This window comes from Micromonospora echinospora (genome assembly GCF_014203425.1).
Lineage (GTDB): Bacteria > Actinomycetota > Actinomycetes > Mycobacteriales > Micromonosporaceae > Micromonospora > Micromonospora echinospora_A.
In genome coordinates this window covers 3,038,132-3,064,175 of sequence record NZ_JACHJC010000001.1, presented here as the reverse complement: position 1 = coordinate 3,064,175, position 26,044 = coordinate 3,038,132, and the positions used below count along the sequence as shown (strand labels likewise).

The window sequence follows — 26,044 nt, the reverse complement described above, 5'->3', positions numbered from 1 at the left end:
ACCGTACGTACGTCTTGTTGGACCGTACGGCCCGCCGCGCGCCACGGCAAGCGGCTCACTAGGCTCGGCCGGGTGGAACAGCGCAGCTTCGACCGGCTCGGCCGGCACGTCGGCATCATCGGACTCGGCGCGTGGCAGCTCGGCGCGGACTGGGGCGAGGTCAGCGAGGACGCGGCGCTCGCCGTGCTGGCCGCCGCCGTCGACGCCGGCGTCACCTTCCTGGACACCGCCGACGTGTACGGCGACGGCCGCAGCGAGGCGCTGATCGGCCGGTTCCTGCGCTCCCGCCCCGGGCACGGGCTCACGGTGGCCACCAAGATGGGCCGCCGGGTGGAGCAGACGCCGGAGGCGTACACGCTCGACAACTTCCGGGCCTGGACCGACCGGTCCCGGGCCAACCTCGGCGTCGACACGCTCGACCTGGTTCAGCTGCACTGCCCGCCCACCGCGGTCTTCGCCGACGACCGGGTCTTCGACGCGCTGGACACGCTGGTCGCCGAGGGGCGCGTGGCCGGGTACGGCGTCAGCGTGGAGACCTGCGACCAGGCGCTCACCGCCATCGCCCGGCCCGGCGTGGCGAGCGTGCAGATCATCCTCAACGCGGTCCGGCACAAGCCGCTGGAGCAGGTGCTGCCCGCCGCCGCTGCCGCCGGGGTGGGCATCATCGCCCGGGTGCCGCTCGCCAGCGGCCTGCTCTCCGGCCGCTACGACGAGAACACCACGTTCCCGGCGAACGACCACCGCACGTTCAACCGGCACGGCGAGTCGTTCGACGTCGGCGAGACGTTCTCCGGCGTCGACTACGACCTGGGCCTGGCCGCGGTGCGCCGGCTCGCGCCGCTCGTCGGCGACGACCGCACGATGGCGCAGTTCGCGCTGCGCTGGATCCTCGACCAGCCCGGCGTGACAGTGGTGATCCCCGGCGCCCGCTCGCCCGAGCAGGCACGGCGCAACGCCGAGGCGGCCGGCCAGCCGGCACTGACCGAAGTGGAGCTGGCCGCGGTGCGGGCCGCCTACGACGAGCTGATCCGCCCGCAGGTGCACGACCGGTGGTGAGCCGGACGGCCGGCGCGGCGTCGCCGGCCGCCCGCGCCGCCGGGCATGCTGGAGCGGAACTGTCGTCGGAGGGGGAACGATGAGGGGTTGGTTCCGGCTCACCCTGGGGCTGCTCGCCGTGGTGCTGGGCGCGCTGTGGACGGTGCTCGGGCTCGGGTACGTCGAGGGCAGCGTCCTGAGCGACGAGCGGAGCTGGGTGTACGTCGGCGTGGCGCTGATCCTGATCGGACTCGCCGGGCTGTGGTGGGGCATGCGGGCCCGACGTCGCTGAGGCGGGCGCACGCCGGGCACGGCGAAGCCCCGCCTCCCGTGCGGGACGCGGGGCTTCACGACGCTCCAGCCGGCGTGGCCGGCGCTGCGTCAGCTCAGATGGGGCGGACCTGCTCGGCCTGCGGACCCTTCTGACCCTGGGCGATCTCGAACTCCACCCGCTGGTTCTCCTCCAGCGTGCGGTAGCCGCTGGTCTGGATGGCCGAGAAGTGGACGAACACGTCAGCACCCCCGCCGTCGACGGTGATGAAGCCGAAGCCCTTGTCAGCGTTGAACCACTTCACGGTTCCCTGCGCCATGTCTATCTCCTTCTAAAACTGGCGGCCGAGCACGCCGTGCGGCCGATTGGCCGTTTTCGAGCAGCGGCGCCTGAGACAGCCCCCAGTACCGGAGACTTCGCTCAACCCACGCGTCTCGCAACAGCGTGAGAAAGCAAACCACGTACGCAAAAACTTCGCACAGCCTAGCCGACGAAATTCTCCGACATGTGACCTGAAGGTCGCGCCGGAGCCATGCGAAAGGCCCCTTCCCCGCGCTCGGGAAAGGGGCCTTTCCGGCCTTTTTCTCAGTCCGGCCAGCGACCGGTGAGCCGGCGTACGCCGACCGCTCCACCCCTGTCGACGGCGGCCCGCACCGCCGAGAAGATCGCCCCCTGAAGTGCCGCGGCGGCGAGCACCTCGCCCCAGCGGCGGTCCTCGTCGGTGGCGTTCGGCGCCTCGCCGTCGCCCGCCGTCAACTTCCAGACCTGGCGGAAGATCATACCGGCGACGGTACCGGCGGCCAGGCCGAGCAGCACCCCCACCGGCTTGTACGCCGCCTTGCCGATCTTCCCGCTCACCTGCGCCTCCCTCGGACGATGGCCAGCACCACCACTGTCACCAGGGCACCGGCCGCGATGGCCGCCCACGGCAACGGATTGCGCCCGACCGCCTCACCCTTCTCGTACGCCTGCGCCCGGACCAGCCGGGCCCGCTCCGCCGCGCGACCGCGCACCCGGGCCGCGGTCAGCGACGCCTGCTCGCGCATCCGCGCCTTCGCCTGCTCGGCGGAGTGCCGCACCAGCGCCTTCGGGTCGGCCCTGGCCGCGAGCAGCTCCACCGTCTCACCGAGTTCCACCCGGGTCCGGCGGATCTCCTCCCGGAGCGCCGCCACGTCCCCGGTTCCGTTGCCGGTCATGCCCGTCTCCCGTCCTTCACCGCGGCGGTGACCGTGTCGACGTCCGCCCGCACGCTGCGGACGGCCGCCTCGGGCACCGGCGGGACGGCACGGCTGACCTGCTTCTTGCCCACCAGCGCCAGGATCCCGGCGAGCAGGAACAACGCCACCGCCACGATCAGGGCCGCCAGCCACGCCGGCATGACCAGCGCCAGCAGCAGGATCACTGTGGCGACCAGGGCACCGGCGCCGTAGAGCGCCATCACCCCGCCGCCGCCGAACAGACCGATTCCGATCCCGGCGTGCTTGCCCTTCTGGGTCAGTTCCGCGCGGGCCAGCGCCAGCTCGTCCCGTACCAGACGGGTGACCTGCTCGGTGGCGCGCTGGACCAGTTCCGCGGTGGACGGCTCGTTCCCGGTCCGGGACGTGCTGCGACTCGCGACGTCAGCCATGCTGTCCTCCTTTCGTCATCACCGCGCTGTATGCCCGGAGTCGCCGCCCGTCAATCCTGCGCGGCGCGGCCGGTCCGCCCGGCCGCGCGCCGCCGGAGCCCGGGTGCCGCGAGCACCGGATCCGGGGCGTGCGCACCACGTCCCCCGCAACGGGCCGGGCAAACCCGTCCGGCCCGAAAGTCCCCGAAAGCTCCCCCTCCGCACGCGCGGAGCCCTCGGCGCCGGTGGGCGGCCGAGGGCTCCGATCGGGGTACGCGGGTCAGCGACGCGCCTCGGCGTGCTCCTCCCGGCTGCCCACGAACACCTCGCTGCGGGCCTCGCCGTCGTCGCTGCCGCCGAAGACCCGCGCGTCGTCGGGCGCCTCGGTGCCGGCCGGGCGGCGGACCGGGCGGCGCGGCTGCGCCGCCTGCCAGGGCAGCGGGCCGGCGGCGTCGCCCACCTCGGCGCGCAGCCGGGGCAGGGCGGTCGGGCGCTGGTCGCGTACCCAGGTCACCAGGTGCTCGCGGACCAGGCAGCGCAGGTCCCACAGGCTGCCCGCGTCGGCGGCGCTGACCAGCGCGCGGACCTTGACCATGCCGCCGGTGGCGTCGGTCACCTGGAGCACGCAGACCCGCCCGTCCCACAGCTCGGTGCCCTCGCACAGGCGGCGCAGCTCCTCCCGCATCGCCTGCACCGGGATGGCCCAGTCCAGCTCGAACTCGGCGGTGCCGAGCACCGCCGCCTCGGTGCGGGTCCAGTTCTGGAACGGCCGGCTGGTGAAGTACGAGGTGGGCAGGATCAGCCGGCGGTCGTCCCAGATCTGCACCACCACGTAGCTGAGCGTCAGCTCCTCGATCCGGCCCCACTCCCCCTCGACCACCACCACGTCGTCGAGCCGCACCGCGTCGCTGAACGCGAGCTGGAGACCGGCGAAGACGTTGCCGAGCAGGCTCTGCGCGGCCAGCGCGGCGACCGCGGCGATCACACCGGCGGAGGTCAGCACACCGGCGCCGACGCCACGTACGGCCGGGAACGTCATCAGCATGACGCCGACGGTGAGAATCACGATCACCGCGATGGTCAGCCGGCGCAGCAGCACCACCTGGGTACGCACCCGGCGCGCGTGCCTGTTGTTCGGCACGTCCACCCGGAACCGGGCCAGCGCGGTGTCCTCCGCCACCACCAGCAGCGAGGCCACCAGCCAGGCGGTGGCGGCGATCATCGCCAGCACGAGCGTGTGCAGGACGAACTGCCGCCACGGGCTGCCGACCGCGTACAGGGTGGTGAACCGCACCGCGATCTGCACCGCGACCACAGTGGCGGCCACCTGGAACGCGCGGTGCGAGTGCTCGGTCAGCTCGGTCATCAGCAGCGAGCGGCGCCCGAGCCGGCGGGTGACCCGGTGCACCACCTGGGCCAGCACCAACGCGATCGCCGCCGCGGCAAGCGCGGCGGCGATGGTCACGACGTAACTCTGCACTAACTCTCTCTCCCTCCGACCGGGCGGAATCGGGCGCAAAGGCCCAATGGTGCCCGGCGGCCCGGGTATCGACCAGGATCAGACCTTGCGGTACCGGGACTGGAAGAAGCAGTAGACGCCGAACGCGGCGATGCCGAGCGCCATGAGCGCCAGCAGCCACGGCCCGTACGACTGGTCGCGCAGCGTCCGCAGGGCGGCATCCAGGCCGCGCGCCTTCTCCGGGTCGTAGTTCACCGCGGCGACGACGACCAGCAGGCCGGCGATGGCGAACACGCCACCACGGGCGGCGTACCCGGCCATGCCGAGGCGGCGGGTGAGCTGGCGGGTCTTGGGGCTCATCTCGCCGGTCTTCAGGTTGCGCTCGAACTTCTTCTTCAGGCCGTAGATCACCATGCCGACGCCGAGCGCGGCGAGCGCCAGGCCGGCCAGCCCGACCAGCCACCGGCCGCCGTCGGAGGCCATCAGCTTCTCGGAGAGCTGCTGCTGCTGGTCCGAGGCGTTGGAGCTGGCGTCCTGGAAGACCTGGATCGCGGTCCAGCCCAGCCAGACGAAGACGACGACCCGGGCCGCCGAGGCGATCCGTTCGAACAGTCGTTCCTTGCCGGTCTTGGAGACGTGGCCGGAGATCGCTTCGAAGGCCTGCCAGATCGCCATGGCGAACAGGCCGACCGCGACGGCGATCAGGAGGAACTTCCCGAGCGGCTGTTCACCGAGGGTGCGCAGCGCGCCGTTCTGGTTTCCCTCCTCGCCCGAGTTGCCGAAGGCGATCTGCAGCGCCAGCCAGGCGAAGAGGAGGTGCACCACCCCGTATCCGATGAATCCGGCACGGGTCAACAGTTCGAGCCACCGGCTGTTTCGAGCCTGGGAGGCGGTGGCTCCGGCATTCCGGGTGAGAGACATGAGCACTCAATCTCCCGGCGGGCGATTTTCCAAACGTCTCCCCCGCCGGGAGCGGCCGAAACGGATCAGCCGTTGAGGTCGCGGGCGACCCGCAGCACCACCTGCTGGTCGGTGACGCTGTCCAGGCTGACCTGGAAGCCGGCGACCTCGGTGGCCTGCTGGCCGACGGTCAGGGAGAGCTGTTCCCCGGCGACCTCGACGGTGACCTGCTCGCCCTCGGCGCTGACCAGCTTCGCCTCGACGCCGAGGATGCGGGCGCTGGCCTCCACGCCGCGGTCGAAGGTGATCGTGCAGGCGTCGAGACCGCAGTCGGTCTCGGCACCCTCGGAGCTGCATCCGGCGAGCAGTGCGGCGCCGAGCGCGAGCCCGGCGAGCAGACCGGCGGCACGGCGGGCGGGGGCGGAGGTGGCGCGTCGGATCGTCACCCGTCCAAGGATAGGCGGCATGCGCCACCGTGCCGTCGCGCCCCCGGGCCCGCGACAGCCACGCCGGGCGGTGTCTGGCGGGGTGCGCGCTAGGGTGCCGGAATGGCTTTCGACGTCGCCCGGGTCCGGGCCGCCTACCCCGCTCTGGGCGAGGGCTTCGTCCACTTCGACGGTGCCGGGGGCACCCAGACCGCCGCCGGCGTGATCGAGGCGGTGACCGGCGCCATGCGCGCCGCCACCGGCAACCGCAGCACGGCCTTCGTGCCCGGCCGCCGGGCCCTGGAGCTGGTCGCCGGGGCGCGGGCCGCGGTCGCCGACCTGCTCGGTGCGCAGCCGTCGGGTGTGGTGCTCGGTCCGAGCGCCACCGCGCTGACGTACACCCTGGCGCGGACGCTCGGCGCCGGCTGGCGGCCGGGCGACGAGGTGGTGGTCTCCCGGCTGGACCACGACGCGAACGTCCGGCCCTGGGTGCAGGCCGCCGAGGCGGCCGGCGCCACGGTGCGCTGGGCCGAGTTCGACCCGGTGACCGGCGACCTGCCCACCGGCCAGTACGCCGACCTGGTCACCGAGCGCACCCGGCTGGTCGCGGTGACCGCCGGCAGCAACGCGATCGGCACGGTGCCGGACGTGGCGGCGATCGCCAAGACCGCGCACGCGGCCGGCGCGCTGGTCTGCGTCGACGGCGTGCACTCGGTGCCGCACGGCCCTACCGACCTGGCCACGCTCGGCGCGGACTTCCTGGTGACCAGCGCGTACAAGTGGTCCGGGCCGCACCTGGCGGCGATGGCCGCCGACCCGGCGCGGTGGGGGCAGCTGCGCCCGGCGAAGCTGATCCCCTCCGCCGACGCGGTCCCGGACCGGTTCGAGTACGGCACGCCGAGCTTCCCGCTGCTGGCCGGGGTGACCGCCGCGGTGGACCACCTGGCCGGCCTGGATCCGTCCGCGACCGGCGACCGCCGGGAGCGGGTACGCGCCGGGCTGGCCGCCGCGCAGGCGCACGAGGAGGCGGTCTTCGACCGGCTGCTCGCCGGGCTGACCGGCCGGTCGTTCGTGACCGTCTACGGGACGCCGGCCCGGCGCTGCCCGACGGTGTCGTTCCGGGTGGCCGGCCGGTCCCCGGCCGAGACGGCGGCGGCGTTGGGCGAGGCGGGCCTGTGCCTGTCGCACGGCGACTACTACGCCTACGAGTACTTCCGCACCACGGGCCTGCGCGCGGACGGCGGCGCGGTCCGGGCCAGCGTCTACCACTACAACACCGTCGAGGAGGTGGACCGGCTGCTGGTCGAACTGGACCGGCTGGCCGGCCCCGGAGGGAGAATGGCCCGGTGAGCTTTCAGGTCGAGGACAACCCCGCCAAGCGGCGCTTCGAGATCCTGGTGGACGACGCGCTGGCCGGGTTCGCCGCGTACACCCCCGGCGACGGGGTGCTGGTCTTCACCCACACCGAGGTCGACAACCGGTTCCAGGGTCAGGGCGTCGGCGCGGCGCTGGTCCGGGGCGCGCTGGACGAGGTTCGCGCCCGGGGCGACCGGATCGTGCCGAGGTGCCCCTTCGTGGCCGCGTTCGTCAAGCGTCACCCCGAGTACGCCGACCTGGTGGTCGACCCGGCGTGAGGCCCGGGACGGCCGGGGGACCTCCCCACCCGGCCGGCCCGGGAGTCAGCGGGCGCCGGTGAGCACTTCGGCTGCGGCCCTCGCCGCGGCGGCGGTGGCGCCGTGGGTGGCCAGGTGCACCGCGCCGGTGACCAGCTCGGGCACGCCCAGTTCGACGACCACCGCGTCCGGGCGCGCGGCGAGCGCCCGGCGCACCGCGTCCCGCATCCAGTCGTGCCGGTGCAGGTCGCGCACCACGAGTACGAGCGGCCGTCCGGCGGGCACGTCGCCCGGGTCGGCCGGTACGGCGTCGGCGGCGTAGCGGGCGGTGGTGGTGCCCGGGACGAGGTGGGCCAGGGGCGCGGCGATCCCCCACGGCGTCTCCTCGCCGATGGCGATGTTGCGCGGCGGCGCGAACTCCACCACGTGCGCCGGCCCGGCCAGCGGCAGCAGCGCGGCGTCGCCGCTGACCCGTACCGCCCGGCGGGCGGCGGCCAGCCCGATCGGTGAGCCGTCGGCCGGTGGCGTGCCGGCGACCCGGCGGGCGCGGGCGGCGACGCTCCAGGCGGCGAGCTGACCGACGCGCTTGGCCGCCTCGGCGAGCCGTTCCTCGGGCAGCTCCCCGCTGATCACCGCGGCGACGATCGCGTCGCGCAGCTCGCGGGCGTCAGCCTCGGTGGCCCGTTCCCCGCCGACGCAGATCGCGTCGGCGCCGGCGACGAGCGCGCGCACCGCCGCGCCGGTGAAGCCGTACCGGTCGGACACCGCCCGCATCTCCACCGCGTCGGTGACCACCACGCCGCCGAAGCCCATCTCCTCGCGCAGCAGGCCGCCCAGCACGAGCGGGCTGAGCGTGGCGGGCAGCTCCGGGTCCAGCGCCGGCACCAGCAGGTGGCCGGTCATCACCGCCTGCGCCCCGGCTGCCACAGCGGCCCGGAACGGGGCCAGCTCGACCGCGTCGAGGCGGGCCCGGTCGCCGCCGATGCGGGGCAGGTCGTGGTGCGAGTCGACCCGGGTGTCGCCGTGCCCGGGGAAGTGCTTGGCGCACGCGGCGACGCCGCCGGACTGCAGGCCGCGTACCCAGGCGGCGGTGTGCCGGGCGACCAGGTCCGGGTCGGCGCCGAACGCGCGTACCCCGATGACGGGGTTGGCCGGGTTGGAGTTGACGTCGGCGTCCGGGGCGTAGTTGAGCGTGACGCCGACGGCTGCCAGTTCGGCGCCGAGGTCCCGGGCGACCTCCTCGGTCAGCGCCGGGTCGTCGACCGCGCCGAGCGCGTAGTTGCCGGGCCGCGAGCTGCCCCGGGCGGACTCGATCCGGGTGACGTCGCCGGCTTCCTCGTCGATCGCGACGATGACGTCCGGCCGTTCGGCGCGCAGGGTCGCGGTGAGCGTGGCGACCTGCTCGTGGTCGACGACGTTGCGGGCGAACAGGACGACCGAGCCGAGTCCTTCGCCGAGCCAGCGGCACACCCACGGCGGCGGCGTGGTGCCGACGAACCCCGGTTGCAGGACGGCGGCGGCGAGCGCCGCCAGGTCTCCGGTCGATCCCTCGGTCCGCTCGCTCATGTGCTGTCGTACCCCCGTCTCCCCCACGGACCCGCCGGGGCCGGCGGGTGCTGCCATGGTCACACCGCCCAGCTAAATAGTCAACAATCCTTACTGTTAGCCGCTGGCGCCCCGCGACCACCCGTGGGAGAGTTCCCACATGTCCGCCCTGCCGCTCGCCGACGCCACGAGCGCCGCCGACATCCCCGGCGTACGCCTGCTCGGCCTGATCGTCGGCGGCCTGTTCCTGCTGATCGCGATCCGGGCCATGTTCCGCCGCTGAGCCCACGCCGGCCGGGTTGGAGCCCGCCGCCGGGGGTAGGGCTTGCCCTGTCCGGACGTCCGGACAGGGCGGAGAGGGCACCCACCATGAAGATCGGCTACTTCCTGTCCAGCGAGGAGTACACCCCGGCGGAGCTGCTGGCCCAGGCGCGCGGCGCCGAGCAGGCCGGCTTCGAGGCACTGTGGATCTCCGACCACTACCACCCGTGGGTCGACGCGCAGGGCCAGAGCCCGTTCGTCTGGTCCACCATCGGCGCGCTCAGCCAGGTCTGCCGGCTACCAGTGACCACCGCCGTCACCTGCCCGACCATGCGCATCCACCCGGCGGTGATCGCGCAGGCGGCAGCCACCAGCGCGGTGCTGCACGAGGGCCGCTTCGTACTCGGGGTGGGCACCGGCGAGGCGCTCAACGAGCACATCTTCGGCGACGCCTGGCCGCAGACCGACGTGCGGCTGGAGATGCTGGAGGAAGCGGTGGAGGTGATCCGCGAGCTGTGGCGCGGCGAGTTCGTCAACCACCACGGCAAGCACTACACAGTGGAGCACGCCCGGATCTACACCCGGCCGGACACGCCCCCGCCGATCTACGTCTCCGGGTTCGGCCCCAAGTCGATCGAGCTGGCCGGCCGGATCGGCGACGGCTACGTCAGCACCATGCCCGACGCCGACATGGTGCGCCGGTTCCGCGAGGCCGGCGGCGGTGACAAGCCGTGCCAGGGCGGGTTCAAGGCCGCGTACGCCGACAGCGCCGACGAGGGCGCGCGGATCGCGTACGAGCGCTGGCCCAACGCGGGCGTGCCCGGCGAGCTGTCCCAGGTGCTCCCCTCCCCCCGGCACTTCGAGCAGGCCGCCGAGCTGGTCTCGCCGGAGCAGGTGCGGGAGGCGTTCGTCTGCGGCCGGGACGCCGACGCTCACCTGGAGATGATCGACAGGTACGCCAAGGCCGGCTTCGACGAGGTGTACGTGGCGAACACCGGCCCGCACTGGCAGGGCCTGTTCGACCTGTACCGGCACGAGGTCCTGCCCCGGCTGCGGTGAGAGGGCGAACGGTTTCGCGCGGGATCGCCGGGGGTAGCTGAGGCGCTTGATGAAACTGACGACGCACTCCTCCAGCCTGCGCCGGGCGGCGCGGAACCTGTTCGGCTGGACCGCGCTGCGGCCCAACCAGCTCGCCGCCATGCGTGCCGTCATGAAGCGCCGCGACGCCCTGGTGGTGCTGCCCACCGGCGCCGGCAAGTCGGCGATCTACCAGATCCCGGCCAGCCTGATCCCGGGCCCGACGGTGGTGATCTCCCCGCTGCTGGCGTTGCAGCAGGACCAGATCGCCGCGCTCAACGAGCGGCAGCGTCCGGAGCTGCGCGCGGTGCGGATCAGCTCGGACGAGAGCGCCGCCCAGCAGGCCGAGGCGATCGAGGACATCCGGGCCGGGCGCGCGGAGTTCCTGTTCATCACGCCGGAGGCGCTGAGCAACCCGGACCGGCTCGCCGAGGTCCGTGAGCTGAAGCCGGCGCTGGTGGCGATCGACGAGGCGCACTGCATCTCCGCCTGGGGCCACGACTTCCGGCCGGACTACCTGGCGCTGGGCCACCTGATCGACGGCCTGGGCCGCCCGCCGGTGGTGGCGCTCACCGCCACCGCCTCCCCGCCGGTACGCGACGACATCATCGCCCGGCTGCGGCTGCGCGAGCCCGAGGTGGTGGTCTCCGGGCTGGACCGGCCGAACCTCTTCCTGGAGGTGGCCCACTGCCCCACCGACGACTACCGGTGGCGGCGGCTGATCGCGTTGCTGCGCGACGACGAGCGGCCCGGCATCATCTACGTGCCGACCCGCCGGGCGGCCGAGGAGCTGTCCGAGCGGCTCACCGGCGCCGGTTTCCCGGCCGAGTTCTACCACGGCGGCATGCCCACGGCGGCCCGGCACGAGCTGCACGAGGCGTTCCTCGCCGACCGGGTGCCGATCATGGTGGCCACGTCGGCGTTCGGCATGGGCATCGACAAGCCGAACATCGCCTGGGTGGCGCACATGGCGCTGCCCGACTCGCCGGACAGCTACTTCCAGGAGATCGGCCGCGCCGGGCGCGACGGGGCGCCGGCCCGGGTGCTGCTGCTGTGGCGCGCCGAGGACGTCGGCCTGCAGCGCTACTTCAGCGGCGGACTGCCGGACGAAAAGGAACTGGCCGAACTGGCCGCGGTGCTGCGCGGCAAGGCCCGCAACCGCAAGGAGCTGCGCGAGCTGACCGGCCTCGGTCCGCGCAAGCTGGGCCAGTACCTGTCCCTGCTGGAGCAGATCGGCGCCGCCGAGCCGCGGGCCGGGCAGCGCATCGGCGCGCCCCGGTACGCGCCCGAGGCCGCCGAGTCGGGCCGCGCGGCGCTCGCCGAGGCGGAACGGCAGCAGACAGTGACCCGCTCGCGTACCGACATGATGCGCGCCTTCGCCGAGACCACCGGCTGCCGCGGCCAGGCCCTGCTGGCGTACTTCGGCGAGCAGATGCAGAAGGTCTGCGGGCACTGCGACAACTGCCACGCCGGCACCAGCGTGGCCGCCGACGGCGCGGTCGGGCCGTTCCCCGTGCACAGCCAGGTACGCCACCCGGAGTGGGGCGCCGGCCTGGTGCTCAGCTACGAGGAGGACCGGATGACGGTGCTCTTCGACGAGGTCGGTTACAAGACGCTCTCCGTGCCCGTGGTGTCCGAACAGGGACTGCTGGAACTCGACTAGCCTGACCCGGGCGCCGCGGCGGCGCCCGTCGACAACGACGACCACGGCGAAAGGGGCCTGATCGTGATCGAGCAGCCGGCGTACACCCGGTTCGGTGTCTCCGACGAGGAGTGGGGGCTGCTGGTGGGACTGCCGCAGTCGGTGCTCACCGCGGCGGCCGCCGCCGAGTCCGACGGCACCCGCCGCACCATGGCCGAGAACGCCGCCGGGCTGGAGACCATCGCCGCCGGCCGCGAGTCGGCGAGCCCTCTCGTCGCCGCGGTGGCCGGCGAGATCGTGTCCCGGGTCGGCGACCCGGAGACCGGCGCGGAGCTTCCGGTGCTCACGCCGCAGGACCCGAAGGCGATGATCGAGGACGTGCTGGCCCGGGCCGGTCAGGCCGCCGCCCTGCTCGCCGCCCGGGTGGACGAGGGCCAGGCCGGGGCGTACCGGCACTGGCTGGTGGACATCGCCGAGCAGGTGGTGGGCGCGGCGTCCAGCGGCGGCCTCCTGGGCCTCGGCGGCGACACGGTGACCGACTCCGAGCGCCGGTTCCGCGACCGGCTGGCCCAGGTGCTGAACGACTGAACGGACTGCTAACAGAAGGCTCCCCTGTCCGTCAATGACGGACGTCACTGCCCCACGGGTGTCGCTTTCCGGCCCCGTGGGGCGTCCTGGTTTTAACAGGTGTGACAAAACGACGGGGGTCGGTTGATGGACGGCAAGCTGCGCCGGCAGGTGCTCGACACGGAAGTTCTGCCACCACGGGAGCGCTTCGGCACGTGGCTGGACATGATGGCCAGCAGCCCGACGCCGCTGCGGGTGCACAGCGCGCACGCCCACGACTTCGTCGCCCGGGCCGAGTTCATCGAGCTGGGCCGGATGCGGCTCATCCGCTACCGCTACCCGTCGGTGGACTGCGTCCGCACCTCGAAACTGATCCAGCGCTCCGACCCGGACTACTACCTGCTCGCGCTCACGCTCACCGGGACCAGCCAGGCCGACCAGGCGGGGCAGCGGGCCCGCTGCCGCCCCGGCGACCTGACGTTCTACGACTGTTCCCGCCCGCACGAGGTCAGCCACCACGCCGACCCGGCCGGGCCCGCGTACGCCCGCTCGATCGTGGCCCTGATGCCGTACGACGCGCTGCCGCTGCCGCGCCGCCGCCTCGCTCCCCTGTTCGCCGGGCGGATGTCCGGCTCCGAGGGCGTCGGCGGCCTGCTCGCCGACTTCCTCATCCGGGTCACCGGTCACCCCGAGCAGTACCACGCGGCCGACGCCGAGCAGCTGGGCGGGATCGGCCTGGACCTGGTCGCCACGCTGCTCGGCCGCAACCTGGTCTCCGAGGAGGCGGTCCCCACCGAGATCCGGCGGCGCGCCCTGCTCGCCCAGGTGCGCTCGTACGTGGAGCAGCACCTCGGCGACGCCACGCTGGACCCGGGCCGGATCGCCGACGCGCACCACATCTCGGTGCGCTCGCTGCACCGGCTCTTCGAGGACGAGGAGACCACTGTCGCGGCGTACATCCGTGACGAGCGGCTGGCCCGGTGCCGCCGCGACCTCGCCGACCCGGGCCTGAGCGACCGCTCGATCCAGCTCATCGCCGCCCGCTGGGGTTTCCGGGACAAGGCCCACTTCAGCCGCGCGTTCCGGAACGCGCACGCGGAGACGCCGCAGGCATACCGGACCCGTCACCTGGAACCGGCACGGATCGTCAACACCACGGCATCCGCAGTCAACTCGGCGCGGACATACTTGAAACAGGGCTGACACCGCTCATGGCGGCAGCCCACGGGTAACGGGGGCCGTGGCGTGGCGTCCGCGGCGGCCCGGCCGCGGGCGGCCGCCAGTCGGCGGTCTCCCGCATCCGCGCCCGCCGAGGTTTCCGGCCCCGTCGCGCTTCCCCCCAGGACCGACGGGGCCGGTCAGCGGTCAGCCGGCCTCCTCCTCCAGCAGCGCCAGCACGGACTTCTCCACCGCCTCCCGCGGCATCTCCGGCTGCACCGGCGCCAGCACCCCGTCGTGGTAGAGGTCCACCACCCGTGGATCCACGTAGGAGGCCCGCGCCACCGTCGGGGTGTTGCCGAGCAGTTCGGCCACCGAGCGCATCACCCCCGCCACCGCGCGCCTGCGGGCGGTGGCGGAGCGCTGCGGGCCCACAGTGGCCAGCTCGGCCGCGGCCAGCACGGTGGCGTGCCAGGTGCGGAAGTCCTTCGCGGTCATCTCCCCGCCGCTGGCGTCGCGCAGGTAGTCGTTCACCTCGTCGCTGCGCACGTCGCGCCAGGCCCGGCCGTCCCAGTAGCCGAACAGCCGCTCCTGGGCCCGCCGTCGCCGGCGCAGGTTGAGCAGCACCCGGCACAGCTCCGCGTCCTCGATCCGGCGGACCTGCTCGATGCCGCCCTTGGCGGGGAACTCGAGGACCACGCACCCGCCCCGGGAGCGGGTGTGCTCGGGGCGCAGCGTGGCCACCCCGAAGGTCGGGTCGTCGCCGGTGGCGTACTGGTCGCTGCCGACCCGGAAGGCGCCCATGTCGAGCAGCCGGGCGACGGTGGCCAGCACCCGCTCCCGGCGCAGGCCGCGCAGCGTCAGGTCGTGCGTGACCCGGTCCCGCAGCGCGGGCAGCCGGTGCGCCACCTCCAGCACGTGGTCGAACTTCGCCTCGTCGCGCTTGCGCCGCCAGTGCGGGTGGTAGAGGTACTGCTTGCGGCCCGCCGCGTCGATGCCGGTGGCCTGGATGTGGCCGTGCGGGTACGGCGAGATCCACACGTCCTGCCAGGCCGGCGGGATGACCAGCTCCCGCAGCCGGGCCAGCTCTCCGGCGTCGCGCACCGGCTCGCCGGCCGGGTCGAGGAACAGCCAGCCCTTGCCACGCCGCCGGCGCGCGTACCCCGGCCGGCCCGGATCGCTACGCCGCAACCGCACCGGAGACCCGTTCCACAGCGGCCACCGCAGCCACCACCTCGTCGATCCCGATGGCATCCAACGTCGGGTGGGTTCCTACCCCGCGTGACCCGGTCGAATCCCGGTTGACGGGGGTGGGCTCGATCGCACCCAGCGCGCGGTGCCGGGGCCGGTCCGCCGGTGGACCCCAGTGCGCTGCCGGCACCGGCCCGAACAGCACCACGGAGGCGGTGCCGTAACCGGTGGCGAGGTGCGCCACGCCGGTGTCCCCGCTGACCACCAGCCGTGCGCCCGCGACGAGCGCGGCCAGCTCGGCCAGCCCGGTCCGGCCGGCCAGCACCGCCTCCGGCGGCAACCCGCCGTCGCGGGCGACCCGCTCGGCCAGCTCCCGCTCGCCGGCCGACCCGGTGACCGCCACCCGGTGGCCCCGCGCGGTCAGCTCCCGGGCCAGCCCGGCGAACCGCTCCGCCGGCCAGCGCTTCGCCGGAATCTTGCCGCCCGGGTGCAGCAGCGTCACCCCGGCCGGTACGCCGACCGCCGCCGGGCGGCGCAGCGCCAGGTCTCCCGGGTCGGCCGGCAGGCCGTACGCGTGCAGCAGCCGGCACCAGCGGCGGACCTCGTGCTCGTCGTCGTCCCAGGCCGGGCCGTCCGGATGACCGGCCGCCGGATTGCGGTAGGCGAGCGTCCGGGCGGGCCGGACAGCGGCCAGCGCCCGGTGCGACTGCGGCCCCCGCCCGTGCAGGTTGACAGCCACCTCCGGCGCTGGCCCGGTCCACCCGATCCGGTCCGGCCCGGTGGTGGGCAGGACCCGGTCGACCGCCCCGGTCAGCTGCGCCAGCGGCGCCAGCCAGTCCGGGGCGGCGAGCACCAGTTCCCGGCCCGGCAGGCCGGCGCGCAGGCCGCGCAGCGCCGGCACGGCGGTGACCAGGTCGCCGACGCCGAGCGCCCGCAGCACCAGGATCACGGGTACGAGGACTCCTGCGCGGCGCAGACCACCATCTCGCGTACCGCGCAACCGGCCGGCTGGGACAGCGCGAACATGACCGCGGCGGCGGTGTCGGACGGCTCGTTGAGCACCGCGTCCGGGCCGGGGCGGTACTGCGCGTCCCGCTCGTCGAAGAACGCGGTGCGCATGCCGCCCGGGATCAGCAGCGTCACGCCGACCGCGCCGGCCAGTTCGGCGGCGAGCGCCCGGGTGAAGCCCACCACCCCGAACTTCGCCGCGCAGTACGCCGTCGCGTCGCTCACCGCCTTCACGCCCAGCGTCGAGGCCACCGTGACGATGTTGCCGCGGGACGCCTCCAGCCAGGGCAGCGCGGCCCGGATCACCGCGGCCGTGGCGAGCAGGTCCACAGTGACGATCCGTTCCCAGGTCTCCGCCGGGATGTCGGCCAGCTTCCCCGGCACGTCCATGCCGGCGGCGGTGACCACGGCGTCCAGCCCGCCGGAGCGTTCCGCGAGATCGCGGGTGGCGGCCTCGGCGGCGCGGGTGTCGGCCAGGTCGCACTCGGCCCAGGGCACCCCGTCGGCGGGACGCTGCCGGTCCAGCACCAGCGGGCGTCCACCTGAGCGGGCCACCGCGGCGACCACCGCCGCGCCGAGCCCGCTCGACCCGCCGGTGACCAGGACCGCGGGCCCGGCTCCGGGAGCGGGGGCGCTCATGCCGCCGCCCGCGCGACCGCGCCGGAACGGATGCGTCGCTCGTTCATCGTGCTCCCTTCGCCGTGGACCGGACCACCGTCTGCGCGACGGCCTCCGCCGGGTCGACCGTCGCGGCCGGCCAGCCGGCGCTGCCCCGCCCCGCCCGCGCCGCCGCGATCATGTCGGTGGTCGAGCGCCCGTCGAGGTACGGCACGACCACCGTGTGCCCGCCCCAGCGGGCCAGGATCTCCGACTCGGGCAGCGTCTCCGCGCCGCCGCCGCTGGCGTAGTCGCCGCCCTTGACCCAGATGTCCGGGCGCAGCCAGGACATCGCCGCCTCCGGGGTCGGCTCGTCGAAGATCAGCACCGCGTCGACGCAGCCGAGCGCGGCGAGCAGCCGCCCTCGGTCGCCCTGCGGCACGACCGGGCGCTCCGGTCCCTTCAGCCCGGACACGCTGGCGTCGGAGTTGAGGCAGACCACCAGGCAGTCGCCGAGTTGCCGGGCCGCCTGGAGCGTCGCCACATGCCCGGCGTGCAGCAGGTCGAAGCAGCCGCCGGTGGCCACCACGGTGCCGCCGGCCGCGCGTACCCGGGCCACCACCTCACCGGCCGCCCCGGCGCCGATCCGGTCGCTGCCGCCGGTGACCACCGCCGGGGCCACCGCCCGTACCGGGGCCGGCAGCGCGCTGGCCACCCCACCCCCGGCCACGTACGCGGACGCCTCCGCCACCGCCTCCTGCACCGCCTCGGAGACCAGCGCGCCCCGGGCCAGGGCCAGCGTCGCCGTGGACGCGAACCGGTCCCCCGCCCCGCAGGTGTCCCCCTCGGCCGGTGGCGCCGGCACCACCAGGGGCGTGGATCCGGCGTGACAGAGCAGCGCGCCGTCCCCGCCGAGCGTCACCGCGACCGCGCGCGCCTGCCAGCGGCGGCGCAGCGCCTGCGCGCTGCGGGACGCGGCGGCCAGGCGGGACCCGCCCGGCGGCGTTTTCGCCAGGTCGCGGGCCTCCGGCTCGTTCGGGGTGGCCAGGTGCACCCCGGGCACGGCGGCCGGGCCGCGCGGATGCGGGTCCCAGACCACGGGCGCCCGGGTGGCGGCCAGCGCGGCGCGCAGCGCGGGATGCCCGGCCACGCCCCGGCCGTAGTCGCTCACCAGCACGGCGGACGCGCCGGCGATCAGCCGCAGCACGGCGTCGCTCGGCTGACCGGGCACGCCGGCCGCCCCGCCCCGGTCGTGGCGCAGCAGCACCCGGCCCCGTACCCGCAGCCGGACCTTCTCCGGTGTGGCGCCGGCCAGCGGCAGCGCGTACAACCGCACCCCCGCGGCGGCGAGCAGCGTGCCGAGCCGGGCCCCGCCGGCGTCGTCGGCCACGGCGGTGACCAGCGCGACCTCGGCGCCCTGGGCGGCGGCGAAGACCGCGGCCAGGCCGGCGCCCCCGGGACGGTCGACGGAGGACGTCTCGTCCAGCACCGGCACCGGGGAATCCGGGCAGAGCCGGTTCACCAGACCTTCGACGTCGCGGTCCAGCAGCGTGTCGCCGAGCACCACCACCGGCCCCGTCATGCCCGGCCTCCCGGTCCGGCGGGCGCCGCCGGGTCCGGGTCGCCGAGCACCACCTCGACGCCGGTACGCACCGGTTCGGCCGGCGCCGGGGCGGCGAGCGCCGCGGGCAGCGCCCGTTCCATGTACTCGCAGAGCACGTGCGAGGCCACCAGGTGCAGTTCCTGCACCACCTGCCCGTCCGGCGAGTCGATCGCCAGGTGCTCGTGGCAGAGGTCGGCGAGGGGGTTGGGTGCGGGGCCGGTGAAGGCCCAGCAGCGCAGGCCGGTCTGGTGGGCGGCGTGGGCGGCGGTGAGGAGGTTGGTGCTGGTGCCGCTGGTGGTGAGGAGTAGGAGGATGTCGTCGGGTCGGCCGTGGGCGCGGACCTGTCGGGCGAAGGTTTCGTCGTACCCGTAGTCGTTGGCGATGGCGGTGAGGGCGCTGGTTTCGGCGTGCAGGGCGATGGCGGACAGGGGTTGGCGGTCATGGCGGAGTTTGCCGACGAGTTCGGCGGTGAGGTGTTGGGCTTCGGCGGCGCTGCCGCCGTTGCCGGCCACCAGCAGCCGCCCGCCGGCGGCGAGCCGGTGCGCCAGTTCCTCACCCCAGCGGGCCAGCATCCGCTCCGACTCCCGCAGCGGCAGCAGCGCGGCGGCCAGCAGCGCCAGGTGGTCCTCCAGCAGCGTGCCGCCGGCGGCCGGCGGGGTCGCCGCCATCAGGCGACCACCCGGGTGGGGCGGCCGACGGTGGTTACCTCGCCGTACAGCTCGGTGAGGCGGTCCGCGGCGGTGGCCCACGAGTAGCGGGTGCGGGCCCGCTCCAGCGCCGCGGTGGCGTAGGCGAACCGGCGGATCCGGTCGCCGAGCAGGCCCCGGATCGCCGCGGCGAGGGCGGCCGGATCGCGGGCCGGCACCAGGTCGCCGGTGCGGCCGGGCACCACCGTGTCGATGAGCCCGCCGACGGCGGTTCCGACCACCGGTACGCCGCACGCCATCGCTTCCAGCGGGGTGAGCCCGAACGGCTCGTACCAGGGGGCGGCGACGAGCACGTCCGCCGACCGGTACCAGCGGCCCATCTCCTCCCGGGGCACCGCGCCGACCAGCCGTACCCGGTCGGCGACGCCGAGGGAGCGGGCCAGCGTCCGCAGGCGCAACGCGTACGGGTCGGTCTCCAGCAGCCCGGCCGGCGGGCCGCCGACCACGACGCACTCCGCGTCCGGCACCTCGGCGACGGCCCGGATGACGTCCTGGAAGCCCTTGCGCTCGACCAGCCGGCCGACGGTGAGGATGCGGGCCCGGCCGCCGTCACGGTCGGCGACCGGGCCGAGCGGGGAGAACGTGGACAGGTTCACCCCCGACGCCACGACTGTCATCCGGGAGCGGGGCACACCCATCCGGACCAGCTCGGCGACCTCGTCCTGGCACTGGGCGACCACCCGGTCCACCGAGCGGCCCAGCTTCCGCTCGTGCTCGACCCGGCCCGGCGGGCTGGTGTCCTGCACGCCCTGGTGGCGGCGCTTGACGGTACCGAGCGCGTGGTAGGTCTGCACCACCGGCACGCCCGCGCGGCGGGCCGCGGCGAGCCCGGCCAGCCCGCTCATCCAGAAGTGCGCGTGCACCACCTCGGGCTGCCAGTCGCCGGCGCGCCACCGGTCGGCCAGCCAGTCCCCGAACGCCGGCATGTACGGCAGCAGGTCGTCCTTGGCCACCGGCTCGGCCGGCCCGGCCGGTACGTGCACCACCTCGTACCCGTCCGGGGCGCGGACGCTCACCGGCAGGTCCACCGCGTCGAGCCGGGTGTAGACCCGGACGTCGTGACCGGCGGCCGCGAGCGCGGCGGAGAGCTCCGCGACATGCGTGTTCTGGCCACCGGCGTCCTCGCCGCCGAGGACGGCGAGCGGGCTGGCGTGCTCCGAGATCATCGCGATGCGCATACTTCCTCCTCCAGCAGCCGGTCCCAGTCGGCGAGGAAACGCTCCAGGCCGTAGCGGCTCCGGGCGGCGGCCCGCGCCGCGGCGCCCGCCCGGCGGGCGGACTCCGGGTCGTCCAGCAGGCCACGGGCGGCGTCGACGAGCGTGTCGACCCGGGTGGAGAGCGCGCCCGCCTCCGGCGGTACGGCTTCCACCGCTTCCGTGGTGGCCAGCGCCACCACGGGCATGCCCATGGTCATGGCCTCGACGAGGCTGAGGCCGAGTGAGGTCCAGCGGCACAGGTGCAGGTAGGCGCGCCGTTTGGCGAGTTCGGCGTGCATGGCGTGCTGCGGTACGTCGTCGTGGCTGGTCAGCCGGTCCTCGGGCAGCCCGAGGTGGGCGGCGAGGCCGGCCACCTTCATGCCGTAGACGTCGAGCGGGGCGACGGCGGCGAACCGGGCGAGAAGGTCGGTGCCGGTGATCCGCCAGCGGCGTACCGGCTCGTTGATGACGACGGCGAGGCGGTCGAGCTTCCCGGTCCATTCGACGGCGGGCGGTACGACGCCGTGGTCGACCACTGTGGTGCGGGTCGTCCCGTTGTCCCAGAACAGCTCGTTGAAGGCCGTGACGTGCGTCAGGAGCAGGTCGTCGCGGTCGGCCATCGGGTGCCGGGTGTTCGGCACGTCGCCTTTCGGCGTGTTGTGCTCGACGTAGATCGCCGGAAGGTCGCGGCCGGGACGGCGGCCGAGCCACTCGGCGGCCAGGTCGAGCTCCTCGGGGCGCTGGAGGACGACCAGGTCGACGTCGGTGTCCCGCAGAGCCTCGGGAGTGACCTCGACGGCGCTGTCCGGCCACGGGTAGGTGCGCGCCCGGCCGAGGCCGTAGGGGCCCCGGTCGGGGGTCACCGGCACGAGGTAGCGGTGCTTGCCGTGCACGAAGGACGTCGTCCAGGAGCCGTGCACGTGCCACAGCAGGATGTTCATCCGACCACCCCGCCCGGGACCGGCGCCGGCACGCCGAGCAGCCGCAACGCCTCCAGCACCCGGCCCGGCTCGACCGCCGACAGGCACGGGTGCCCGGGGACCGGGCAGACGGTGGCGCGGGTGTCCCGGCAGGGCGCCGCCGCGTCACCGAGGCGCACGGTCGGCACCCGGTAGGGCCCCCACTGTCCGAACGGCACCGTCGGCGCGAACAGGCTCACCACCGGCACGCCGAGCGCCGCGGCCAGGTGCGCGGGCCCGGTGTTGCCGACCACCAGCGCGCCGGCTCCGGCGACCACCGCGGCCAGCTCCGCCAGCCCGGTGCGCCCGCCCAGGTCGACGCCGCCCGCCGCGGCGACCCGCGCGGTCAGCCCTCGCTCGTCCGGCCCGCCGGTGACCACCACCCGGTGACCGGCCGCGCCGAGCACCCGGACCACGCGGGTGGCCAGTTCCTCCGGGCAGGCGCGGGTCTCCACCGAGGATCCGGGGTGCAGCACCACGTAGCCGGCCGCCCCGGCCTCGGCCGCGGGCGGCGGAAGGCGGTCGGTGCGGATGCGCAGGGCGGGTTCGTCGTGGTCGGGCAGCGCGTAGCCGGCGGCGGCGGCGAGGGACAGGGCGCGTTCGGGTTCGGGTACGCCGGCGGGGACGCGGTGGCGGACGTCGAGGAGGCTGCCGGGGTAGTCGTCGCTGATGGCGCTGATCCGGGGCACGCCGGCCAGGCGCAGCAGCAGCGCCAGGGGCAGGGGTGACTGGTGGAAGGAGGTGAACACGACCGCTTCGTCGACGCGTACCGTGGCGAGCCGGTCGGTGAGCGCGCGCATGGCGGCGGGGTCGACGGGTGGGGCGGGCGCGTCGATCCAGGGCAGCGGCGCTTCGATGATCTCGTCCACGCCGGGCAGCAGTTCGGCTGCGGCCCGGCCGCGTGGCCCGCACAGCAGCACCACCCGCTCGGCCCCGGACGCTACCGCGCGGATGCCCGGACCGGTCACCAGCACGTCCCCGGCGGCGTCGCTGCGCACGACGAGGACAGTGCCCCGGCGGCTGCGGCGCGCGCGTTCCGGCGCGGCCGTCAGGCGCATCCTTGCCAGCACGGTGCTCACCGCGTCCGGCAGGTCGGCGGCGACTGTCGGCGCGGCGGCCACCTCGGCGGCCCGGGTGGCCGGCGTGGGCACCATGATCGCGGCGGCCCCCGCAGCGGCGGCGGCAGCCGTGTCCGCGCCGATGTCCCCGATCAGCACGCACCGGGTGGGTGTGGTGCCGAGCGCGGCAGCGGCCTCGTGCACGAGGCCGGGCGCGGGCTTGCGGCAGGCGCACCCGTCGGCTTCCGCGTGCGGGCAGATCGCCCAGTGGTCGAAGGGCCCGAGCAGCTCCTCCACCCGGGCGTTGACCAGGCGCAGCTCGTCCGCGGTGAAGTAGCCGCGGGCCAGGCCGGACTGGTTCGTGACGACGGCGAGCCGCAACCCGGCCGCCCGCAAGCGGTCCAGCGCCTCCCGAGCACCCGGCACCGGCCGTACCTTCTCCGGATCGCCGTTGTACGGCACGTCCTCGACCAGCGTGCCGTCCCGGTCCAGCAGCACCGCGTCGTACAGGCCGGACGGGAACCGGTCAGCACCCGGGTCAACCCGGGCTGACCTGCACTGATCCCGCTCCTGGTCCCGTCGCACGGGCGGCGGGTTCCCGAGCCCCCGAGGAGTAAACGTCGACGTCGGCGCCAGGCGCGCCCCGCCGGTGCCGCACGGCCGGCGCACGCGTGCCACGACCGGCCCGGTCCGGCGTTACCCGCCGCCCCCGAGAAGCTAACCCGCATCGCCGTTAGCGGCGGCCCGCGCCGGGGTACCGGTTGGTGATGGCGGTTGTGGAGAAGGTGATCGACGCGCCCCCGGAGCAGGTCTTCGAGGTGCTCGCGGACGGGTGGACGTACAGCGACTGGGTGGTGGGCACCGCGCACGTGCGGGACGTGGACGACGCGTGGCCCCGCGTCGGCAGCAATCTGCACCATCGGGCCGGGCCCTGGCCGTTCTCGCTCCAGGACAAGTCCACCGTGCTGGAGTGCCAGGCGCCGCACCGGCTCGTGCTGCGCGCCGGGTTGTGGCCGGCCGGCGAGGCGATCGTGGCGTTCGCCCTGGAACCGCTGGAGGACGGCCGGACCCGGGTGACCCTCGGCGAGGACTTCGCCGCCGGGCCGCTGCGGTGGGTCCGGACCAAGCTCAACGACCTGGTGCTGCATCTGCGCAACCGGGAGACGCTGGCCCGGCTGTCCGACATCGCGACGCGGCAGAAGCCGGAGCGGTGATCGATCCCTCGGGCGGGGCGTCTGTGCGGCCGACGCGCGGCCCACTGGATACCCTCTCAGGTGAACCTGTCGGCTGACCGAGGATGTCCGTGATGATCGAACCCGTGCAGTTGCCCTCCCCGTGGGGGGATGCGCGCCTGACCGTCGTCGTTCCGACCTACAACGAGGCGGGCAACCTCCCGGTGCTGGTCGAGCGCCTCCTCGCGTTGCCTCTGCCGGGGTTGAAGGTGCTGGTCGCGGACGACAACTCCCCGGACGGCACCGGTGAGGTCGCCGACAAGCTGGCCATCGAGCACCCGGAGCGGGTGACGGTGGTGCACCGCCCGGGCAAGGAGGGTCTCGGCCGGGCGTACGTGGACGGCATCGGCCGGGCGCTCGACGACGGCGCGGACTTCGTCGCCCAGATGGACGCCGACCTGTCGCACCCGCCGGAGGCGCTGCCCGGCATGCTCGGCGCGCTGCTCTCCACGCAGGCTTCGGTGGTCATCGGCTCGCGGTACGTGCCCGGCGGTGAGCTGGACGAGAACTGGCCGCTCTACCGGCGCGCGCTCAGCGGCTGGGCCAACCTGTACGTGCACACGCTGCTGCGGGTGCGCATCCGTGACCTGACCGCCGGGTTCAAGATCTGGCGGGCCGAGGCGCTGCGCGAGATCGGGCTGGACCGGGTCCAGTCGAACGGCTACAGCTTCCAGGTGGAGATGCACTACCTCGCCACCAAGCTGGGACACACCATCCTGGAGGTGCCGATCCGCTTCGAGGAGCGCCGTGACGGCGACTCGAAGATGACCACCGCCACGAAGATCGAGAGCGCGTTGATGCCGTTCAAGCTGCGCAGCCGGCACCGCAACATCGACTCCTGACCTACCCGCACGCCGCAACGCGCCCTCACGCTGCGCAACTGTCACCGCGCGTGAGGGCGCGCTCGCTCTGCCACATCCCCCGCTGCGCCCTTTGCTCTGCCGCCATCGGCGCAGCACCGCCTTGAGCAGGGTGGCCCGCCAGGTCGGGGAGCTGGCTGGATGCCGGGCGCTCCGTTGCCACCACTTCGCCGTGGTGGTGGCCCGGTTCGCCAGCCCGGCGAAGTGGCTGAATCCGGGGCACTTCGTTGCCACCACATCGGAGAAGTGGCGACCGGATCTACGCTGACTCCCGAGATGTGGGCTGCCCATCTCGCTTGCCGAGACCCGAGATGGCGGGACGCGCCGACACGGCCGGCGGTGACGAGCTTCCGGTGAACCGTTCTGCCGGTGTTCCGCAGTTCGCGGACCAGGTGGTCAGCCGAAACGGGTGCGGGGGTGGTCAGCGGTAGACGGCGCGGTGGGCGGCGGCGATCGTGCGGGCGTACACCGCGCCGGTGACGGCCCGATCGCGGGCCAGCGCGGCCCGTGCCGCGTTCGCCCCCGGCGCGCCGTGGACGCCGCCGCCGGGGTGGGCGGAGGCGCTGGCCAGGTAGAGCCGGTCCACCGGGGTGTCGGCGCGGCCCAGGCCGGGGATCGGCCGCAGGAACAACTGCTGGTACGCGGCAGCAGTGCCACCGCCGAGCGCGCCGCCCACCAGGCTGGGCTGGGCGGCCTCCAGGTCGGCCGGGCCGGCCACGTGCCGCCCGACGACCGACGCCCGGAATCCGGGTGCCGCCGCCTCCAGCACCTCCTCCATCCGCTCCACGTGCCCCGCCACGTCCTCGGCCCGCCAGTCCCGCCGGAACGGCAGGTGCGTGTAGGACCAGAGCGACTCGGTGCCCGGCGGGGAGTGGCTCGGGTCGGCCACCGACATCTGCCCCACCAGCAGGAACGGGTCCCGGGGCAGCTCGCCGCGGGCCAGCTCGGCCGCGTACGTGGTCAGGCCGTCCATGTCGGCGCCCAGGTGCACGGTGCCGGCGCCGGCCAGTTCCCGGTTCTTCCACGGCACCGGCGTGGACAACGCCCAGTCGACCTTGAGCGTGGAGCCGTCCCACTTGAAGTGCGCCAGGTCCTCGACCATCCGGGGCGGCAGCGCCGCCGCGCCGACCAGGTCGAGGAAGAGCGCAGGCGCGGGCACGTCGGCGAGCACCGCGCGGCGCGCCCGCCAGTCGGTTCCCCCGGCGGTGCGTACGCCCATCGCGCGGCCCCGGGCGGTGAGCACCCGCTCGACCCGGGCGCTGTACTCGATCCGCCCGCCCCGCTCGACCAGCCGGGCCACCAGCGCGTCGGTGATCCGCTGCGCGCCGCCGACCGGCACCGGCCAGCCCACCTGCTGGCCGAGCATGGCGAGCAGCCAGCCGTACACCCCGGAGCCGGCCTCCTCCGGGGACAGGTCGGTGTGCAGGGCGCAGCCGGCCAGCAGCACGGGCCCGCCCTCGCCCTCGAACAGCTCCGCGCCGAGCTTGCGTACCGGCAGCACGAGGCGGCGGGCGAGCCGGAGCGCGCCGCCGATCCGGAGCTGCCGCAACAGGCCGAGCCCGCCGCGTACCGGCGGGAACGGGGTGGTGATGGTCTGCAGCATCGGCTCGGCGACCTGACGCCAGTCGGCGTACGCGTGCCGCCAGCGCTCCCCGTCGCCGGGCGCGAACGCCTCCATCGACGCGGCTGTGGTGTCCAGGTCGCGGTTGACCACCGCGGCCCGCCCGTCCGGGAGCAGGTGCGCCAGCACGTCCGGGGCGTGCGTCCAGGACAGGCCGTGCCGTTCCAGGTCCAGCCCGTCCAGGACGGGGGACGCGTAACCGAGCGGGTAGAACGAGCTGTACAGGTCGCTGAGGTAACCGGGCGCTGTCACGTACGCGGACCGCACGGCCCCGCCGGGCGCCTCGGTGGCCTCCAGGACCGTGACGTCCCAGCCGGCGTCCACCAGCAGGTTCGCGGCCACCAGGCCGTTGTGCCCGGCTCCGATGACGACGGCGTCGGCGGTGGAGGTCATCGGATCCGCCTACCCGGCCGGTCACCGGGCGAAACGCGTTTGCCCCGCCCAGGCCGGGGC

Annotated in this window: 28 protein-coding genes; 11 read left to right on the top strand and 17 right to left on the bottom strand. The window is 74.7% G+C overall.

What is annotated here, in order from left to right:
- Window positions 1-72: 72 nt before the first annotated feature.
- Window positions 73-1,056, top strand: coding sequence for an aldo/keto reductase (locus FHU28_RS14490; protein ID WP_184684474.1), 984 nt, complete (start codon window positions 73-75; stop codon window positions 1,054-1,056).
- Between the two features lie 79 nt (window positions 1,057-1,135).
- Window positions 1,136-1,327, top strand: a complete 192-nt coding sequence (locus tag FHU28_RS14485) for a hypothetical protein (RefSeq protein ID WP_184684472.1) — start codon at window positions 1,136-1,138, stop codon at window positions 1,325-1,327.
- A gap of 94 nt (window positions 1,328-1,421) precedes the next feature.
- On the opposite strand, the gene FHU28_RS14480 is transcribed toward FHU28_RS14485, so the two are convergent.
- From FHU28_RS14480 to FHU28_RS14450, 7 genes are all read right to left on the bottom strand, one after another.
- Window positions 1,422-1,625, bottom strand: a complete 204-nt coding sequence (locus FHU28_RS14480) for a cold-shock protein (protein ID WP_007075740.1) — start codon at window positions 1,623-1,625, stop codon at window positions 1,422-1,424.
- A 266-nt stretch (window positions 1,626-1,891) separates the two neighbouring features.
- Window positions 1,892-2,164 (bottom strand): DUF4235 domain-containing protein, encoded by a 273-nt coding sequence (locus tag FHU28_RS14475; protein WP_184684470.1) that lies wholly within the window; start codon window positions 2,162-2,164, stop codon window positions 1,892-1,894.
- Window positions 2,161-2,502 carry a DUF3618 domain-containing protein gene (locus FHU28_RS14470; protein ID WP_116509788.1) on the bottom strand — a complete coding sequence of 114 codons (342 nt, stop codon included), beginning with the start codon at window positions 2,500-2,502 and terminating at the stop codon, window positions 2,161-2,163. Before FHU28_RS14470 ends, FHU28_RS14475 begins: the two co-directional genes overlap by 4 nt.
- Window positions 2,499-2,933: a phage holin family protein gene (locus tag FHU28_RS14465; protein WP_043325014.1), complete on the bottom strand. Its 435-nt coding sequence runs from the start codon at window positions 2,931-2,933 to the stop codon at window positions 2,499-2,501. Before FHU28_RS14465 ends, FHU28_RS14470 begins: the two co-directional genes overlap by 4 nt.
- 259 nt (window positions 2,934-3,192) lie before the next feature.
- Window positions 3,193-4,392, bottom strand: coding sequence for a mechanosensitive ion channel family protein (locus FHU28_RS14460; protein ID WP_184684468.1), 1,200 nt, complete (start codon window positions 4,390-4,392; stop codon window positions 3,193-3,195).
- A gap of 78 nt (window positions 4,393-4,470) precedes the next feature.
- Entirely contained in the window at window positions 4,471-5,292 is an 822-nt protein-coding gene (locus FHU28_RS14455) for a DUF1206 domain-containing protein (RefSeq protein WP_184684466.1), read from the bottom strand.
- Between the two features lie 65 nt (window positions 5,293-5,357).
- Window positions 5,358-5,717 carry a hypothetical protein gene (locus FHU28_RS14450; RefSeq protein ID WP_184684463.1) on the bottom strand — a complete coding sequence of 120 codons (360 nt, stop codon included), beginning with the start codon at window positions 5,715-5,717 and terminating at the stop codon, window positions 5,358-5,360.
- A 102-nt stretch (window positions 5,718-5,819) separates the two neighbouring features.
- Here FHU28_RS14450 and FHU28_RS14445 point away from each other — a divergent pair, with 102 nt between their 5' ends.
- Together FHU28_RS14445 and FHU28_RS14440 are read left to right on the top strand one after the other, a co-directional pair.
- Entirely contained in the window at window positions 5,820-7,046 is a 1,227-nt protein-coding gene (locus FHU28_RS14445) for a cysteine desulfurase-like protein (RefSeq protein ID WP_184684461.1), read from the top strand.
- Window positions 7,043-7,330: a GNAT family N-acetyltransferase gene (locus tag FHU28_RS14440; RefSeq protein WP_184684459.1), complete on the top strand. Its 288-nt coding sequence runs from the start codon at window positions 7,043-7,045 to the stop codon at window positions 7,328-7,330. Before FHU28_RS14445 ends, FHU28_RS14440 begins: the two co-directional genes overlap by 4 nt.
- 45 nt (window positions 7,331-7,375) lie before the next feature.
- On the opposite strand, the gene FHU28_RS14435 is transcribed toward FHU28_RS14440, so the two are convergent.
- Window positions 7,376-8,875, bottom strand: coding sequence for a glycoside hydrolase family 3 protein (locus FHU28_RS14435; RefSeq protein WP_184684458.1), 1,500 nt, complete (start codon window positions 8,873-8,875; stop codon window positions 7,376-7,378).
- 139 nt (window positions 8,876-9,014) lie between these two features.
- On the opposite strand from FHU28_RS14435, the gene FHU28_RS32665 reads away from it, so the two are divergent.
- The 5 genes from FHU28_RS32665 (at window position 9,015) to FHU28_RS14415 (ending at window position 13,604) form a co-directional block, all read left to right on the top strand.
- A complete protein-coding gene (locus FHU28_RS32665; protein ID WP_255358596.1) occupies window positions 9,015-9,137 on the top strand; it encodes a hypothetical protein in 123 nt (40 codons plus the stop codon).
- Window positions 9,138-9,223: 86 nt separating this feature from the next.
- Window positions 9,224-10,174 (top strand): TIGR03557 family F420-dependent LLM class oxidoreductase, encoded by a 951-nt coding sequence (locus tag FHU28_RS14430; RefSeq protein WP_184684457.1) that lies wholly within the window; start codon window positions 9,224-9,226, stop codon window positions 10,172-10,174.
- Window positions 10,175-10,223: 49 nt separating this feature from the next.
- Window positions 10,224-11,855, top strand: coding sequence for a RecQ family ATP-dependent DNA helicase (locus FHU28_RS14425; protein ID WP_184684456.1), 1,632 nt, complete (start codon window positions 10,224-10,226; stop codon window positions 11,853-11,855).
- Window positions 11,856-11,918: 63 nt separating this feature from the next.
- A complete protein-coding gene (locus FHU28_RS14420; protein WP_073827597.1) occupies window positions 11,919-12,422 on the top strand; it encodes a hypothetical protein in 504 nt (167 codons plus the stop codon).
- Window positions 12,423-12,548: 126 nt separating this feature from the next.
- Complete coding sequence (locus tag FHU28_RS14415; protein ID WP_184684455.1) at window positions 12,549-13,604, top strand: helix-turn-helix domain-containing protein; 1,056 nt, start codon at window positions 12,549-12,551, stop codon at window positions 13,602-13,604.
- 162 nt (window positions 13,605-13,766) lie between these two features.
- Here the strand turns inward: FHU28_RS14415 and FHU28_RS14410 are convergent, their stop codons facing one another.
- From FHU28_RS14410 to FHU28_RS14375, 8 genes are read right to left on the bottom strand one after another with little or no spacing between them, the layout of a single operon-like run.
- Window positions 13,767-14,756 carry a DNA topoisomerase IB gene (locus tag FHU28_RS14410; RefSeq protein ID WP_184684454.1) on the bottom strand — a complete coding sequence of 330 codons (990 nt, stop codon included), beginning with the start codon at window positions 14,754-14,756 and terminating at the stop codon, window positions 13,767-13,769.
- Window positions 14,740-15,699, bottom strand: a complete 960-nt coding sequence (locus FHU28_RS14405; RefSeq protein WP_184684453.1) for a glycosyltransferase family 9 protein — start codon at window positions 15,697-15,699, stop codon at window positions 14,740-14,742. The genes FHU28_RS14410 and FHU28_RS14405 overlap by 17 nt, the downstream gene beginning before the upstream one ends.
- Window positions 15,696-16,397 carry an SDR family oxidoreductase gene (locus FHU28_RS14400; protein WP_184684451.1) on the bottom strand — a complete coding sequence of 234 codons (702 nt, stop codon included), beginning with the start codon at window positions 16,395-16,397 and terminating at the stop codon, window positions 15,696-15,698. Before FHU28_RS14400 ends, FHU28_RS14405 begins: the two co-directional genes overlap by 4 nt.
- Before the next feature lie 43 nt (window positions 16,398-16,440).
- On the bottom strand, window positions 16,441-17,937 hold the full coding sequence (locus tag FHU28_RS14395; protein WP_184684448.1) for a PfkB family carbohydrate kinase: 1,497 nt from the start codon (window positions 17,935-17,937) through the stop codon (window positions 16,441-16,443).
- Complete coding sequence (locus FHU28_RS14390; RefSeq protein ID WP_184684446.1) at window positions 17,934-18,626, bottom strand: D-sedoheptulose-7-phosphate isomerase; 693 nt, start codon at window positions 18,624-18,626, stop codon at window positions 17,934-17,936. The genes FHU28_RS14395 and FHU28_RS14390 overlap by 4 nt, the downstream gene beginning before the upstream one ends.
- The gene (locus tag FHU28_RS14385) at window positions 18,626-19,843 is read right to left on the bottom strand and encodes a glycosyltransferase (RefSeq protein ID WP_184684444.1); all 1,218 of its coding nucleotides are present in this window, start codon (window positions 19,841-19,843) and stop codon (window positions 18,626-18,628) included. The genes FHU28_RS14390 and FHU28_RS14385 overlap by 1 nt, the downstream gene beginning before the upstream one ends.
- On the bottom strand, window positions 19,828-20,802 hold the full coding sequence (locus tag FHU28_RS14380; protein WP_184684442.1) for a glycosyltransferase: 975 nt from the start codon (window positions 20,800-20,802) through the stop codon (window positions 19,828-19,830). Before FHU28_RS14380 ends, FHU28_RS14385 begins: the two co-directional genes overlap by 16 nt.
- The gene (locus FHU28_RS14375) at window positions 20,799-22,463 is read right to left on the bottom strand and encodes an HAD-IIIA family hydrolase (protein ID WP_376700767.1); all 1,665 of its coding nucleotides are present in this window, start codon (window positions 22,461-22,463) and stop codon (window positions 20,799-20,801) included. Before FHU28_RS14375 ends, FHU28_RS14380 begins: the two co-directional genes overlap by 4 nt.
- Before the next feature lie 182 nt (window positions 22,464-22,645).
- Here FHU28_RS14375 and FHU28_RS14370 point away from each other — a divergent pair, with 182 nt between their 5' ends.
- On the top strand, window positions 22,646-23,092 hold the full coding sequence (locus FHU28_RS14370) for an SRPBCC family protein (protein ID WP_184684440.1): 447 nt from the start codon (window positions 22,646-22,648) through the stop codon (window positions 23,090-23,092).
- Between the two features lie 92 nt (window positions 23,093-23,184).
- Complete coding sequence (locus FHU28_RS14365) at window positions 23,185-23,952, top strand: polyprenol monophosphomannose synthase (protein ID WP_184684438.1); 768 nt, start codon at window positions 23,185-23,187, stop codon at window positions 23,950-23,952.
- 439 nt (window positions 23,953-24,391) lie between these two features.
- On the opposite strand, the gene FHU28_RS14360 is transcribed toward FHU28_RS14365, so the two are convergent.
- Window positions 24,392-25,984: a phytoene desaturase family protein gene (locus FHU28_RS14360; protein ID WP_184684436.1), complete on the bottom strand. Its 1,593-nt coding sequence runs from the start codon at window positions 25,982-25,984 to the stop codon at window positions 24,392-24,394.
- Window positions 25,985-26,044 lie beyond the last annotated feature (60 nt).

What these genes read in the sequence shown, in the direction of transcription:
- FHU28_RS14485 (WP_184684472.1), top strand. Translation starts at nt 1,136, where the DNA reads ATGAGGGGTTGGTTCCGGCTCACCCTGGGGCTGCTCGCCGTGGTGCTG.
- FHU28_RS14480 (WP_007075740.1), bottom strand. Translation starts at nt 1,625, where the DNA reads ATGGCGCAGGGAACCGTGAAGTGGTTCAACGCTGACAAGGGCTTCGGC.
- FHU28_RS14470 (WP_116509788.1), bottom strand. Translation starts at nt 2,502, where the DNA reads ATGACCGGCAACGGAACCGGGGACGTGGCGGCGCTCCGGGAGGAGATC.
- FHU28_RS14465 (WP_043325014.1), bottom strand. Translation starts at nt 2,933, where the DNA reads ATGGCTGACGTCGCGAGTCGCAGCACGTCCCGGACCGGGAACGAGCCG.
- FHU28_RS14455 (WP_184684466.1), bottom strand. Translation starts at nt 5,292, where the DNA reads ATGTCTCTCACCCGGAATGCCGGAGCCACCGCCTCCCAGGCTCGAAAC.
- FHU28_RS14445 (WP_184684461.1), top strand. Translation starts at nt 5,820, where the DNA reads ATGGCTTTCGACGTCGCCCGGGTCCGGGCCGCCTACCCCGCTCTGGGC.
- FHU28_RS14435 (WP_184684458.1), bottom strand. Translation starts at nt 8,875, where the DNA reads ATGAGCGAGCGGACCGAGGGATCGACCGGAGACCTGGCGGCGCTCGCC.
- FHU28_RS32665 (WP_255358596.1), top strand. Translation starts at nt 9,015, where the DNA reads ATGTCCGCCCTGCCGCTCGCCGACGCCACGAGCGCCGCCGACATCCCC.
- FHU28_RS14430 (WP_184684457.1), top strand. Translation starts at nt 9,224, where the DNA reads ATGAAGATCGGCTACTTCCTGTCCAGCGAGGAGTACACCCCGGCGGAG.
- FHU28_RS14425 (WP_184684456.1), top strand. Translation starts at nt 10,224, where the DNA reads ATGAAACTGACGACGCACTCCTCCAGCCTGCGCCGGGCGGCGCGGAAC.
- FHU28_RS14415 (WP_184684455.1), top strand. Translation starts at nt 12,549, where the DNA reads ATGGACGGCAAGCTGCGCCGGCAGGTGCTCGACACGGAAGTTCTGCCA.
- FHU28_RS14400 (WP_184684451.1), bottom strand. Translation starts at nt 16,397, where the DNA reads ATGAGCGCCCCCGCTCCCGGAGCCGGGCCCGCGGTCCTGGTCACCGGC.
- FHU28_RS14395 (WP_184684448.1), bottom strand. Translation starts at nt 17,937, where the DNA reads ATGACGGGGCCGGTGGTGGTGCTCGGCGACACGCTGCTGGACCGCGAC.
- FHU28_RS14390 (WP_184684446.1), bottom strand. Translation starts at nt 18,626, where the DNA reads ATGGCGGCGACCCCGCCGGCCGCCGGCGGCACGCTGCTGGAGGACCAC.
- FHU28_RS14385 (WP_184684444.1), bottom strand. Translation starts at nt 19,843, where the DNA reads ATGCGCATCGCGATGATCTCGGAGCACGCCAGCCCGCTCGCCGTCCTC.
- FHU28_RS14380 (WP_184684442.1), bottom strand. Translation starts at nt 20,802, where the DNA reads ATGAACATCCTGCTGTGGCACGTGCACGGCTCCTGGACGACGTCCTTC.
- FHU28_RS14370 (WP_184684440.1), top strand. Translation starts at nt 22,646, where the DNA reads ATGGCGGTTGTGGAGAAGGTGATCGACGCGCCCCCGGAGCAGGTCTTC.
- FHU28_RS14365 (WP_184684438.1), top strand. Translation starts at nt 23,185, where the DNA reads ATGATCGAACCCGTGCAGTTGCCCTCCCCGTGGGGGGATGCGCGCCTG.
- FHU28_RS14360 (WP_184684436.1), bottom strand. Translation starts at nt 25,984, where the DNA reads ATGACCTCCACCGCCGACGCCGTCGTCATCGGAGCCGGGCACAACGGC.